Consider the following 12,936-nt stretch of genomic DNA (forward strand, 5'->3'; position numbering starts at 1 on the left):
TCAATTTGCTTTCGCCGGCCGGCGCTCCGTGAACGGCGACAGCACCACCGTCGCCACCATGAAGATCACGGACGCGCCGAACACCCAGTGCGGCGCGCTTTGATCCATGATCCAGCCGAACAGCAGCGGTGAGACGATGCCACCGAGGTTGAAGCCGGTAGAGGCGATGCCGAAAGCGCGCCCCGCGGCACCCGGAGGCGCGGCATTGCGCACCAGCATGTCGCGCGAAGGCGCGATCACGCCGGAGAGGAAACCTGCGGTCGCCATCGTCGCCGTCAAGGCCCAGCCCGGCAGCGTCACCAGCGCGATCAGCAGCACGATGGCCGCATTCGCGGCGAAGCAGGCCGCCGCGACATAGCCGTGGCGCTCGGTGCGGTCGGCGAGGAAGCCGCCGGCGAGTACGCCCGCGGCGCTTGCGGCGAGAAACGCAGTCAGCGCGACATTGGCGATCGAATAGGACGTGCCGTAGCCGCTCATCAGCGCCACCACGCCGAAATTGTTGATGCCGGCAACCGACAGGCTCAGCAGCATGAACAGCGCAGTCAGCGTGATCAGCGCCGGCGTGATGATGGCCTGCTTTGGCGCGCTCTCGCTGCCGGGCTTCTTCTTGTGCGCACCGGCATCGGGTATGTTCATGATGATCAGCAGCAGCGCCACCGCAATGCCGATCGCGCCCGAGGCGATCAGCGCGCCGGTGCCGCCGGACAGCGTTACGAGCGCGGCCACGATCGCCGGTGCGACGGCGCCGCCGAGAAAGCCGGCAAAGGTATGGATCGAGAAGGCGCGGCCCATCCGCCCCTCGTCCATGTGCTCCGCAAGAATCGCGTAATCGGCGGGATGATAGACGCTGTTGGCAAGACCCAGCAGCACTGCGCAGGCGATCAGCGAGGCGTAGCTGAGATGCAGACCGAGCAGGATCAGCGCGGCGCCGCCGAGCGCGAGCCCGGCCAAGAGAATGCGCCGCGCGCCAAAATGGTCGACGAGGTAGCCGGTCGGCGCCTGGGTTAACCCCGATACCACCGCGAACACGGTGAGGGCGAAGCCGAGCTCGACATAGCCGACGCCGAGCTTCTCCTTCAGGAACGGAAACAGCATCGGCAGGACCAGCAGATGGAAATGGCTGACCCAATGCGCGATCGAGATCCCCGTCAGCGTGCGCAGCGCACTGTCCGTCTTGCCTTGTTGCGGTGCGGCGAGAACGTCGACCATTGCAGTTCCGTTTCACTCCCGATGGACCGGCAAACTATCGGGGCTGGCGGTTATTTGTCCATGAACGCAGGCGCATGGCAGGTAGTGCGGGCGGGGCCGTGCGGGGTCAGGTGTGCTTCACGCCGTTGTCCCCGGCGAGCGCAGGAACGACAGCGGAGCTGCATCCTCAGAACGGCTCGTCGTCCGGGCCATAGCGATCGCGCTTCGGCGTTGCGATGTCGCCGTCTTCGTAGTCGTCGTCATCGGTCTCGCGCCGGCGCGGGGCCCTCTTCGCCTTGTCGTCCGCGGGCTTCTTCTCGGTGATCTTGGGCGGCTCGCTCGACTTGCCGGTCTTGGCCATGGCTGGTCCCGGATGGGTGATGCTGCATCCGAATCTACCTGCCAAATATGTGCGGCGCCTGATTTATCTCAAGGGGCGACGAGATCGTCAGTGCACCACCGGCCCGCCTGCCTTCTTCCAGGCATCGAGGCCGCCGGCGATATGCGCGGTGTTCGGAAGCCCCGCCTCCTTTGCGGCAGCAACGGCCATCGCCGAGCGTTCGCCGAAGGCGCAGAAGAACACCACGCGCCGCCCGGTTGCGGCCGCGACCTCGCGCAGCATGCCGCCGGGCTTGAGGCTCTCCTCGACGGAGGGATACGGCGTGTGCAGCGCGCCTTCGAGCATGCCGTGCTTCATCCGCTCATTGGTCTCGCGCAAGTCCACCAGCAGGATGTCGGGCCGGCCGAGGCTGCGGATCGCCTCGATCGCGCTGAGCGCGCGGCCTTCCTTCTCCAGCTCTTCCTGGTGCAGGCCGACATGCATGTTGGCGGGAATCGCCACGTCCATCATCTTCGGATTGGGCAGCTTCAGATTGGCCATCAGCTCGACATATTCGTCGACCGAGCGCACCTGGAGCCGTGGATTGTAGCGTTTTTCCTCGCCGATGGTGGAGACGGTGTCGCCCTTGTAGTCGTGGGCCGGAAACACCATCGTCTCGTCCGGCAGCTTCAAGAGGCGGTTGAAGATCGAATCGTATTGCGCGCGCGCCGAGCCGTTCTGGAAATCGGTGCGGCCCGTGCCGCGGATCAGCAGCGTGTCACCGGTGAAGACGCGGTCGCCCATCAAATAAGAATAGGAATCGTCGGTGTGGCCCGGCGTGTACATCACGTCGAGCGACAGGCCCTCGATCGTCACCTTGTCGCCGTCGGCCACCCGCATGGCGACGACGTCGGCCTTGGTCTGGTCGCCCATCACGGTCATGCAATGGGTGCGATCGCGCAGCTCGCCGAGGCCGGTGACGTGGTCGGCATGCAGATGCGTGTCCACCGCCTTGACCAGCTTGAGGTCGAGCTCGCGCAGCAATTGGCAGTAGCGGTCGACCTTCTCCAGCACGGGGTCGAGAATCAGCGCCTCGCCGCCGGGGCGGCTGGCGAGGACGTAGCTGTAGGTGCCCGAAACGCTGTCGAAGAGCTGTCGGAAGATCATGGCAGAACCCGGCTTGGAACTGACTTCCAAGATTCTACTACAATACGGGTCGGAAAGAGAAGTAATTCACTGCATGAGCAGAAAAATTTAGAAGATTATTATTATGGCCGCATGATCGCGGACAAAACACATCATCCCAGTCCTGCAATGCCTGGATTGCCTTCGACGCCTTTCAGCGTCACGCCGGAGCCGAGCCGTTCGGGCATCATCCGGCCCGAGCGCAGATATTTGCCGACCACGTCCCACACCGGCGCGCCCTGCTGGCCGTTGACTGAGGCCCAGCCCGCGACCTTGTAGCGGTGGCTGGCGTTGAGCGCCTTGCCGCTGCCGAGCTTCAGCTCCGAGATGCGGCTGCCGATCGCAGCGTCCGGCGTGCAGGTGTAGCTGAGCCCGCCGGCACGGACCATGTCGCCGCCCTGCTGGTAGTAGGGATCGGCGTTGAAGAGGTTGTCGCAGACGTCCTCGAGCAGGTCCTTGATCTGGGCCCCCGTTATCTCCTGCACATAGGTCTCGGGATAGGTGATCGCGGTTTCCGCCAGCAGATCCTCCATGGTCATGGCCTGGCCGGACAGCGCGGTGACGCCCCAGCGGAAGCCCGGCGACAGCGCGATTTCGGCGTCGAGCTCGGTGCGCAGCGCGGTGCAGATCAGCTCGTCCATGGGGCCGGAGAAATTGCCGCGGCGATAAAGCAGCCGGTCGGGCGTCGCGATCTTTTCCGACCAGTCGGCCACGTGCGGTGCACGGACCCGGCCGATCAGCTCGGCCATCGCCGGATCGGGCTTCAGCAGCTCCGAATAGACCGGCAGCAGACGATATCTGGCATCGCTGACCTTGCCGCTGTCGAGCGCGAGATCGAGCACACCCAGAAATTTCCCGTTCGAGCCGGCATTGGTGACCAGCGTCGTGCCGCCTGCGTTCTTCACTGCAAGCGGCTGCGGCACGGCGTCATGGGTGTGGCCGCCGAGAATGACGTCGATTCCGGTGACGCGGCTGGCGAGCTTCAGGTCCACGTCCATGCCATTGTGCGACAGCAGCACGACGGCGTCGACCTTGTCGGTGCCGCGCAAGGCGTCGACATGCTTCTGCAACTCCTCCTCGCGGATGCCGAAGCTCCAGTCCGGTGTGAACCTCTTGGGATGCGCGATCGGAGTGTAGGGAAAGGCCTGGCCGACGATCGCGATGCGATGCCCGCCGAGCTCCTTGATGACAGAAGGCTTGAACACGCGTCCAATGGTCTTGTCGAAGGCGGGCGCGTCGTTGAACGCGGCCTCCTCGGTCAGGAACACGTTCTGCGCCAGGAACTCGCCCTTGAAGCGTTCGAGATTGTCGCGCAGCACCTGCTCGCCATAGGTGAATTCCCAATGCCCCGTCATCGCCTCGATGCCGAGCAGATTGGCGATTTCGACCATGTCGCGGCCCTGCATCAGGTTGGCCAGCCCCGTGCCCTGCCAGAGATCGCCGCCGTCGACGAGCAGCGAGCGCCTCTCGCCGACATCGGCGCGCAGGTGATCGACCAGCGTCTTCAGATAGGCAAAGCCTCCGAGTTTGCCGAAGCGGCCTGCGGACTTCTCGAACTCTAAGCAGGTGAAGGCATAGGCATCGGCGCTGTCGGAGCGGATGCCGAAGCGCTCGAGAAAGGCCCGGCCGACCAGATGCGGCGGCCGTCCCGCCATCTCGCCGATGCCGATATTGACGCTGGGCTCGCGGTAATAGACCGGATTGAGCTGCGCATGCGTGTCGGTGATGTGCAGAATCCGCGCATTGCCGAACCGTTCGAGGTCGTAGATGCTGGCGGCGTCAGCGCCGCGGGCGAGCCGCGGCAGGCCAATCGTTGCCGCCGCAAGGCCTGCACCTTTCAGGAAATCGCGGCGGCGGATCGCCATTCAAGAATTCTCCGCGCCTCTCGTAGGGACTGCGTTCACCGCGGGGCAGTCTAGCGGATTTCCATCGCCTTCCAGGCTTCTTTTTCGGAAACAGCCTGGAAGATCGACGCCCTCGCCAGCGCTTCGGCTTCCCTGGCCGCGGCCACCGCACGGCCGAAATCGCCGCCATCGGCAGCCCTTTTCGCGGCCGCCAGCGCAGATACGGTCACCGTCCACTGGTTGCGCATGCCCGCCGCCTCCTTGGAGGCGGCTTCGGCGGCCGCATAGGCCGCCTTGTAGTCCGCCTCACTCGCCGCGCGCGCGGATGGCGCAAGGCTCAAGGCGAGCAGCATGGCCAAGCCAAGTGACAGCTTCATGGCCGTGCTCCCGGTCCCGAGATCGGCAGGCCGTTGGCGACGTAGGACAGGAAATATTCGACGTCGCGATATTCATCCGACTGCGGCTCCAGTGGAACCGCGCGGGTCTGGCTGTTGCAGGTAACGAAGCGGCGGCTGGTCGTGCCCATGCCGCTCCATTCGGAGCGGTAGATCGGCATCGCGTTGAGGATGCCGAGCGCTGGGGCGAGGGTCTCGGCGCGGATGCGCTCGCCCGGGCTCTGCACGTGGCAGCTCGCGCAGGAGAAATTCATCTGGCCGCGCCGCGTGTAGAAATAGCGCTTGCCGTTCTCGTACGCCGCCAGCGCGCGGGGATCGTCGGGGATCTTGATGTCCATCAGCTTGCCGCGCGAGGTGTAGGCCATGTAGGCGGTGAGCGAGGCCATCTCGTCCTTGACGTAGGAATAGGGCGCCTCGCCATTGGCCTCGCGGCAGCGGTTGAGCGCGAGCTCCAGCGTGATGACCTTGCCTTCGCCGCTGTCGAAGTACGGATAGTTCTGGCGGATGCCGATGCCGCCGTTCGGAAAGCAGTCGGCATAGGTCTTGCCGTTCTTGAACGGGGTCGAGAACATCTCCTTGCCGGCCTCGAGCGCGAACTCGTAAGGAGGGAATTCCTCCTTCTCCTGCCACTGCCGCTTCATGTCCTCGTTCATGGAATACGGACCGTTGACGAAATCCTCGTGCTTCACGTTCGGAAATTTCTGGAAGAAGAAGTTCTGGAACGCCTTGGCGTCGGCGACGGGATCGACCTTGTCGGCAGCGATCACGCGCGGCGCGGCGAGCGCGAACGCGACGAGCGCAGCGCTGAGCGAGCCCAGCAGGAGGTGGATGCGGGCCTTCATCACGCGATCTTCGCGGTGGTCGTATCCGAGCCGCCCTTGTTGTCGGTCCAGGAGATCTTGAGCTCGTCGCCCTTCTTGGCGCCCTTGAAGCTGAACTTGACGTAGGGGTCCTTGGAGACCGCTGTGCCCCAATCGGCGACGAACACGTCCTTGCCGTTACATTCGAACTTCAGCTGCTGGATGAAATGCGCCGGGATCAACTCGCCCTTGGAGTCCTTGACGAGGCCGGTGTCCATGGGGTGCTGGATCAGCGTCTGCACCTCGGTGATGTCGCCGGTCGATGTTGCGCGCACGCGAATGCTGGATGCCATGTCGAACTGCCTCGCTTAGCCGCCGCAACCGCCGACGGTGACCTTGACCTCCTTGATCGCGCTGTAGAGCTTGCCGTCGGCCTCTACGATCGCGGTCAATTTGGTGGTCCTGGCCATCTTGAGCCGGTTGGCGACGGCAGGGATCGTACCATCGGGAATCCTGTAGCTGGCCGCCAGCGCGCTCGGGTTCTCCGCCACGAAGAACGAGATCGAGGTGACCTTGTCCAGCGTCGTCGTCACCGAGATCGGCACGACGCCGCCGTTCTCGGCGATCTCCGGCGCATCCAGCTTGACCTTGTCCGACGGCTCGGCGGCCTTGCCGTAGAGCGCCTTGATCGCATCCGCCTCGCTCTTCTGCCTGAAGGCCTCTTCCGGATATTTGTCGTTCGCCGCGGCGCGCGCGGGCGCGAACGGCAGATTGCCGAGGCCGAGCAGCGCCACGGAGGCAGCGCCCTGAAGGATCAGGCGCCGCGTCGGATGAGGCCTCCAATGAGGCTTGGGGGTCGTGGTCATCTCAAGTCTCCTAGGGGCCGCCGGCGGTTACAGGGTCTGCAGGAAATCAACAATCGCGTTGATCTCCTGCTCGGTCAAAATCCGGTTCCGGCCGAACGGCGGCATCATGGTTTGCGGATTGCGCTTGGTCTCGTCGAAGATGATCGCGGTGAGCTCGTTGCGATCGGGGTATTTGGCCTTGATGTCCTTCAGCTCCGGTCCGATCGTCCCCGGCAGGTCGCCGCCTTTGATGACGTGGCAGGTGAGGCAATTGCCCTTGCCGCGGTCGAAGGCGAGCTTCTGGCCTTCCGTCACGGTGGATTGCGCCCCCGCCGGGGCCATTGCCGCGCCGGCGAGGAGGGCCAGCGCAGCAAGCAGAGCGGGCTTGCGAGGAAAGGCGGTCAAGGCATCGTCCCGGCGTTATCTCGATGATCTCGTTTGCGGAATTGTTCAAAAGCACAAAGGCCATCGCCTGACAATCAAGACTATGCACGCGGTGAAATGGAGTTAATATCCTGCGCATTGCAACTGACGAGATAGTTCGTTCATTCGGATGGGCGTGAACTAGCAGATTATTCTCGGACGTTTGGCCGCCTTTTCTGGTTCGCATTTTTTGGGGACGTCACTTGGCTGAATATGTGGTCGAATTTGGCAGGGATGGCGGACGGGTCGAGCCGGATGGCCGGCTCGATGCGCCTGCCTTCCATCGCAATCACGAACCGATCTGGGCAGCGCTGGAAAAGCATCTCGCGGATGCGACCGGCAACGTCGTGGAACTCGGCAGTGGAACCGGGCAGCACGTGGTGCATTTCGCCCGCCACACGCCGGGCCTGATCTGGTGGCCGAGCGATCTCAACCAGCGCCACCTCAAGAGCATCGAAGCCTGGCGCGTGCATGCCGGCCTGCCGAACATCCGTTCACCCCTGCGCATCGACCTCACCGATCCCGACTGGTGCCCGGAAATGAAAAGCGGGCAGGGGCCGACCAGCCTCGCGGCCGTGTTCTGCGCCAATGTCATTCACATCGCGCCCTGGGCCGTGGCCGAAGGCCTGTTCGCCGGCGCGGGCCGTTATCTGCGCCGCGACGGCAAGCTGTTCCTCTACGGCCCCTTCAAGCGCGACGGCAAGCATACCGCGCTCAGCAATGCGGTGTTCGACACCTCCTTGCGCGAGGGCAATCCCGAATGGGGCGTGCGCGACGTCGTCGACGTCGAGAAGCTGGCGAAGGCGGCAGGCCTCGGCCTCGTCGACACGATCGAGATGCCCGCGAACAATCTGACGCTGGTGTTTGCAAGAGGCTAGGAGGTCGTCATGCCCGGGCTTGTCCCGGGCATCCACGTTCTTCGAGCGGTAAGGCAAGGCGTGGATGGCGGGGCCAAGCCCGGCCATGACGATGTGGAGACGTCAGCGCACCCAACTCTAGCCTTCATCCCGCCACCCGATCTTCTCCTTCAAGAACCGATAGCCCAGCACCTCGAAACCGGCGCGCTCCTTGTTGTCCTTGCCGTAGCCGTGGCCGCCTGCGGGCGGCTCGTAGAACCAGGCCTCATAGCCCATGGCCTGCAGCTTTGCCGCCATCTTGCGGGCATGGCCGGGATGGACGCGGTCGTCGCGCCGCGTCGTTGCAATCAGGATCGGCGGATAGGACCGGCCGGCTTTCACATTGTGATAGGCCGAGTATGTCTGCAGCCATTCCCATTCCTCCGGCTTGTCGGGATCGCCATATTCCGCGATCCAGCTCGCGCCGGCGAGCAGCTTGGTGTAGCGGCGCATGTCGATCAGCGGGATGGTACAGAACAATGCGCCGAAACGCTCGGGATAGCGCACCAGCATGTTGGTGATGAGGATGCCGCCGTTCGATCCGCCCTGCGCGGCGATGCGTTTTGCGCTCGTCACACCGCGGCGGACGAGATCGGCCGCGACCGCGGCGAAATCGTCGTGTGAAAGCTTCTTGCCGGCAAGCCGTCCGGCATCGTGCCAGCGCGTGCCGAACTCGCCGCCGCCGCGCAGATTCGCCTGCACAATCGTGCCGCCGCGCTCCAGCCACAACTTGCCGAGCGAGGAATTGTAGTACGGCTTCACCGAGTGACCAAAGCCGCCATAGGCGCTCAGATAGACCGGCGCATCGCCGGTCTCGCCGGCAGGGCCCGTCTGCACATAGGGGATACGCTCGCCGTCAACGGAGATCGCCTCGTGCTGCGTCACCACGAGGCCATCGGCGGTGAACGTCTTCGGCGCCTGCTTCAGCACGATCGGGCTTGCGACGCCGCGCTCGATCAGCAGCAGCGCCGGCGGCGTCAGCGGGTCCTGCACATTGGCGAGCAGATCGCCATTGCTCTCCGATGCATGGCGGTCGAGCGGCCAGACATCGACGACGCCGATCTGCGGCAGGCCGCCAAGTGTCTCGCGGCTCCAGCTAGTGGCAGACGGTGTGCAGATCTCGAAGCGAGGTTTGAGCTCGTCGAGAATCGACATCACCAGCTTTCCTTCCGCCCAGAACAACCCTTGCAGCGCGCGCCGCGGTGCGGGCTCGAACAGGACGACAAAATCGCGGCTGCCGGCGAGGAAGGCCGAGAGCGAGATGCCGAGCACGGTGTCGGTGGCATAGGTGCGGCCATCGACCTGCCAGTCCTTGCGTAGCTTCATCGCGAACCAGTCGCCATGCGCCTGCATCCAAATCCCGGTCGGCAGATCGAGCTTCGTCGTCGTGCCGGCCGCATCGCGCAGCCAGATGGCGTGGTTGAAGAAGTCGATCTGGTCGACGATCCAGACCCGGGGCGCCGCTCCGGTGTCGTCGGCCATGCCATAGATCACCATGTGATCGGCGGTGGTCTCGATGACCATCTGTGCCTGATCGACCGGTTGGCCGCGCCGCCACAGGCGGACGGTGCGCGCATAGCCCGAGCTCGTCGCCATGTCCTCGCCATGCGCGCTTGACAGCAGCAGCGTGTCGGCATCGAGCCAGTCGACGCCGCCTTTCGCTTCCGGCAGCGCAAAGCCGTTCGCCACGAAACTTTTCGTGGCGAGGTCGAATTCCCGCAAGGTGACGGCATCGCTGCCGCCGCGCGACAGGCTCAAGATCGCCCGCGAGCTTCCCGGCATCGTGGCGATACCGCTAAGCAACCAGTCCTCGTCTTCGCTTCTCGCGAGCTGGTCGATGTCCAGCATGGTCTCCCATGCCGGATCGGCTTTGCGAAATTCCGCAAGCGAAGTCCGCCGCCACAGGCCGCGCGGGTTGGCGGCGTCTTTCCAGAGATTGTGCAGGTCGTTGCCGCGCCGGCTGACATAGGGAATGTTGTCAGGTCGGTCATAGATCGCCGCGAGGATGTCTCGATCGTGCTCGAAGGCCTTGCCGCCGAACGCGGCGAGCGTCAGGCTGTTCTGCCGCTCGACAAAATCGAGCGCCTGCCGGCCCTCGATCTCCTCCAGCCACAGCCAGGGATCGTCGTCGGGCGCTTGAAGCGTGGGCCTGTCGTCGACGGACATGAAGGTAACTCCCGGAAGATCGCGGCGGATAGGATTTGATCGAGCGCAAGCCGTCAAGGGTGCGCAGCGTTATCATTCCAGCGATTGCGTCAGGGGCATGGCCCGCGCCCGTTTGCGCCGGTTGCCGGCCCTCTCTCACCCCTCCATAGTGCCGCGAATCAACAGAGCCCTTTGGGCGGAAATGCCGATGCTGGACGTGACTGCAGCCCATGAGATCGCCGACGATGCCCGCGTGCGTGCCAACGTCGTGCGCCTTGCCGCCGCGCAGGCGTTGACCGGCGCGAATTCGGCGGTGATCTTCGCCACCGGCGCGATCGTCGGCGCCACGCTCGCGCCCGACATGTCGTTCGCGACCGTGCCGATCTCGATGTATGTGGTCGGGCTCGCCGCCGGGACGCTGCCGACCGGCGCGATCTCGCGCCGCTTCGGCCGCCGCGCCGCCTTCGTCATCGGCACGGGTCTCGGCACGCTCACCGGCCTGCTCGGCTCGCTCGCAATTCTGCGCGGCTCGTTCGCGCTGTTCTGCTTTGCTACCTTCCTCGGCGGTCTCTACGGCGCGGTGGCGCAATCCTATCGCTTCGCCGCCGCGGATGGCGCCAGTGCGGCCTACCGGCCGAAGGCCGTGTCCTGGGTGATGGCGGGCGGCGTGTTCGCCGGCGTGCTCGGTCCGCAGCTCGTGCAATGGACCATGGATGTCTGGCAGCCTTATCTGTTCGCCTTCAGCTTCCTGGTGCAGGCCGCCGTCGCGCTGATCGCGATGGGCATCGTCGTCGGCGTCGATATGCCGAAGCCCGCGCCGGCCGATCTGCACGGCGGCCGGCCGCTGTTCACGATCGTGTCCCAGCCGCGCTTCATCGCGGCAGCGCTGTGCGGCGTCATCTCCTATCCCATGATGAACCTGGTCATGACCTCGGCGCCGCTTGCGATGAAGCTGTGCGGCCTGTCCGTGTCCGATTCCAATTTCGGCCTGCAATGGCACATCGTTGCGATGTACGGGCCGAGCTTCTTCACGGGCACGCTGATCGCGCGCTTCGGCGCTCCGAAGATCGTCGCCGCCGGCCTGCTGCTGGAAGCGGGCGCCGCCATCATCGGTCTCTCCGGCCTCACGGCGATGCATTTCTGGGCGACGCTGATCGTGCTCGGCGTAGGCTGGAATTTCTCCTTCATCGGCGCCTCCGCGCTGGTGCTGGAGACGCATCGCCCGCAGGAGCGCAACAAGGTGCAGGCCTTCAACGATTTCCTGGTGTTCGGCATGATGGCGATCGGCTCGTTCTCATCGGGCCAGCTGCTCGCCAATTACGGCTGGTCCGCGGTGAACCTCGTGGTGTTCCCGCCGGTGGTGCTGGGCCTTGCGGTGCTCTCGCTGGTCTCCTGGGCGAAGCGCCGCAAGGCGCGGCTGGAGGCGGCCATGGGCGAATTCCCCGACGCCGTGTGAGTGGCGGGAGGTTGTCAGCAGCGTTGACACTTCGATCCAGGTCGAAGTGATTTTCTGAGGAAGGTTATTTAGATGTCGTCATGGCCGGGCTTGTCCCGGCCATCCACGTCTTTGCGAGGTCGGAAGAAGAACGTGGATCCCCGGAACAAGTCCGGGCATGACGGAGCAAAACAAACGGCAGATGAAATGCTCGACAATCCTCAGACCCCAGCGGCCCACGAATCCTCGCTCCGCTATGAAGGCTGGCGCATCGTCGCGGTCTGCTTCCTGCTCGCCACCTTCGGCTGGGGGCTCGGCTTCTACGGCCAGAGCGTCTATGTCGCCGAGCTGCAGCGCGCACGGGGCTGGCCGGCCTCGCTGATCTCCTCCGGCACCACGTTCTTCTATTTGTTCGGCGCGCTGCTGGTCGTCTTCGTCGGCGAGGCCGTGCGGAAATACGGTCCACGGCTCAGCCTGATCGCCGGGACGCTGGCGATGGCGTCCGCCGCGGTCGCGATCGGCGCGGTGCGCGAGCCCTGGCAGCTCTATCTCGCCAATGCCGTGCTCGCCTTCGGCTGGGCCGGCACCAGTCTCGGCATGATCACCAACACGATCAGCCTGTGGTTCGACCAGAAGCGCGGCATGGCGATCAGTCTCGCGCTCAACGGCGCCAGCTTCGGCGGCATCGCCGGCGTGCCGCTGCTGGTAGCATTGATCGGCCATATCGGCTTCGCCGGTGCGATGTACGCCGCCGCCGGAGCCATGCTGATCCTGCTCGTGCCGGTTATCCTCCTTCTCGTCGGCCGCCCGCCCGATCGCCACGGGTGGCAGGCGGCGGCGAAGGCGAAGCCGCAATCATCGACTGAGATCCGCGCCTGGGCGCTGCGGGACGCCGGCTTCCTCACGGTGACGATCGCCTTCGCCCTGGTGCTGTTCGCCCAGGTCGGCTTCATCGTGCATCTGATCTCGTTCCTCGATCCCGTGATCGGACGCGAGCGCGCCGCCGTGGCCGTCGCGGTGCTCACCGCGATGGCGGTGGTCGGCCGCGTGCTGTTCTCGCTGGTGATCGACCGCATCAATCAGCGCCTCGCGTCCGCGCTGTCGTTCCTCAGCCAGGCCGCCGCGCTTCTCGTCGTCGTCAACCTGCACAACGATTACGTGCTGATCGCGGCCTGCGCCGTGTTCGGCTTTTCGGTCGGCAACCTCATCACGCTGCCCTCGCTCATCGTGCAGCAGGAGTTCGACTCCGCCGCCTTCGGCGTGCTGATCAGCCTCAACACGGCGATCAACCAGGTGACCTACGCGTTCGGTCCCGGCGTGGTCGGTTTCCTGCGCGATCTCTCCGGCGGCTATACGCTGCCCTTCTATCTCTGCATCGCGCTGGAGGTGATGGCGGCGGCGCTGATCATGGTGCGGGGGAAGCCGCGGGCAAAGTTCTCTTCAGTGGGATGAGACGCGCTT

The 12,936-nt window shown here is 64.9% G+C and carries 13 protein-coding genes; 3 read left to right on the plus strand and 10 right to left on the minus strand.

From position 1 onward, the window contains the following. The 9 genes from N2605_RS00695 to soxX all read right to left on the minus strand — a co-directional run bounded on the left by N2605_RS00695 (window position 1) and on the right by soxX (window position 6,981). Complete coding sequence (locus N2605_RS00695) at window positions 1–1,209, minus strand: MFS transporter (RefSeq protein WP_036026276.1); 1,209 nt, start codon at window positions 1,207–1,209, stop codon at window positions 1–3. A 166-nt stretch (window positions 1,210–1,375) separates the two neighbouring features. After that, window positions 1,376–1,549, minus strand: coding sequence for a hypothetical protein (locus N2605_RS00700; protein WP_036014608.1), 174 nt, complete (start codon window positions 1,547–1,549; stop codon window positions 1,376–1,378). Between the two features lie 87 nt (window positions 1,550–1,636). Further along, window positions 1,637–2,674, minus strand: a complete 1,038-nt coding sequence (locus N2605_RS00705) for an MBL fold metallo-hydrolase (protein WP_036042512.1) — start codon at window positions 2,672–2,674, stop codon at window positions 1,637–1,639. 131 nt (window positions 2,675–2,805) lie between these two features. Beyond that, complete coding sequence (soxB, locus tag N2605_RS00710; RefSeq protein WP_260345551.1) at window positions 2,806–4,557, minus strand: thiosulfohydrolase SoxB; 1,752 nt, start codon at window positions 4,555–4,557, stop codon at window positions 2,806–2,808. A gap of 50 nt (window positions 4,558–4,607) precedes the next feature. Next, the gene (locus N2605_RS00715) at window positions 4,608–4,913 is read right to left on the minus strand and encodes a hypothetical protein (protein WP_036014604.1); all 306 of its coding nucleotides are present in this window, start codon (window positions 4,911–4,913) and stop codon (window positions 4,608–4,610) included. After that, complete coding sequence (gene soxA / locus N2605_RS00720) at window positions 4,910–5,773, minus strand: sulfur oxidation c-type cytochrome SoxA (RefSeq protein ID WP_036014603.1); 864 nt, start codon at window positions 5,771–5,773, stop codon at window positions 4,910–4,912. The genes N2605_RS00715 and soxA overlap by 4 nt, the downstream gene beginning before the upstream one ends. After that, on the minus strand, window positions 5,773–6,084 hold the full coding sequence (gene soxZ / locus N2605_RS00725) for a thiosulfate oxidation carrier complex protein SoxZ (protein WP_036014600.1): 312 nt from the start codon (window positions 6,082–6,084) through the stop codon (window positions 5,773–5,775). Before soxZ ends, soxA begins: the two co-directional genes overlap by 1 nt. Before the next feature lie 15 nt (window positions 6,085–6,099). Beyond that, window positions 6,100–6,597 carry a thiosulfate oxidation carrier protein SoxY gene (gene soxY, locus N2605_RS00730; RefSeq protein WP_260345552.1) on the minus strand — a complete coding sequence of 166 codons (498 nt, stop codon included), beginning with the start codon at window positions 6,595–6,597 and terminating at the stop codon, window positions 6,100–6,102. A 27-nt stretch (window positions 6,598–6,624) separates the two neighbouring features. Then, window positions 6,625–6,981 carry a sulfur oxidation c-type cytochrome SoxX gene (gene soxX / locus N2605_RS00735; protein ID WP_036014593.1) on the minus strand — a complete coding sequence of 119 codons (357 nt, stop codon included), beginning with the start codon at window positions 6,979–6,981 and terminating at the stop codon, window positions 6,625–6,627. A 221-nt stretch (window positions 6,982–7,202) separates the two neighbouring features. Here soxX and N2605_RS00740 point away from each other — a divergent pair, with 221 nt between their 5' ends. Continuing rightward, window positions 7,203–7,877 (plus strand): DUF938 domain-containing protein, encoded by a 675-nt coding sequence (locus N2605_RS00740; protein ID WP_036014591.1) that lies wholly within the window; start codon window positions 7,203–7,205, stop codon window positions 7,875–7,877. Between the two features lie 117 nt (window positions 7,878–7,994). Here the strand turns inward: N2605_RS00740 and N2605_RS00745 are convergent, their stop codons facing one another. Continuing rightward, on the minus strand, window positions 7,995–10,061 hold the full coding sequence (locus tag N2605_RS00745; protein ID WP_036014588.1) for a prolyl oligopeptidase family serine peptidase: 2,067 nt from the start codon (window positions 10,059–10,061) through the stop codon (window positions 7,995–7,997). 187 nt (window positions 10,062–10,248) lie between these two features. Here N2605_RS00745 and N2605_RS00750 point away from each other — a divergent pair, with 187 nt between their 5' ends. Together N2605_RS00750 and N2605_RS00755 are read left to right on the plus strand one after the other, a co-directional pair. Then, window positions 10,249–11,496 (plus strand): MFS transporter, encoded by a 1,248-nt coding sequence (locus N2605_RS00750; protein WP_260345553.1) that lies wholly within the window; start codon window positions 10,249–10,251, stop codon window positions 11,494–11,496. Between the two features lie 186 nt (window positions 11,497–11,682). Next, entirely contained in the window at window positions 11,683–12,927 is a 1,245-nt protein-coding gene (locus tag N2605_RS00755; protein WP_225113657.1) for an MFS transporter, read from the plus strand. The last annotated feature ends 9 nt before the right edge of the window (window positions 12,928–12,936 follow it).

Origin of the sequence: Bradyrhizobium yuanmingense (assembly GCF_025200905.1) — a bacterium.
Lineage (GTDB): Bacteria > Pseudomonadota > Alphaproteobacteria > Rhizobiales > Xanthobacteraceae > Bradyrhizobium > Bradyrhizobium yuanmingense.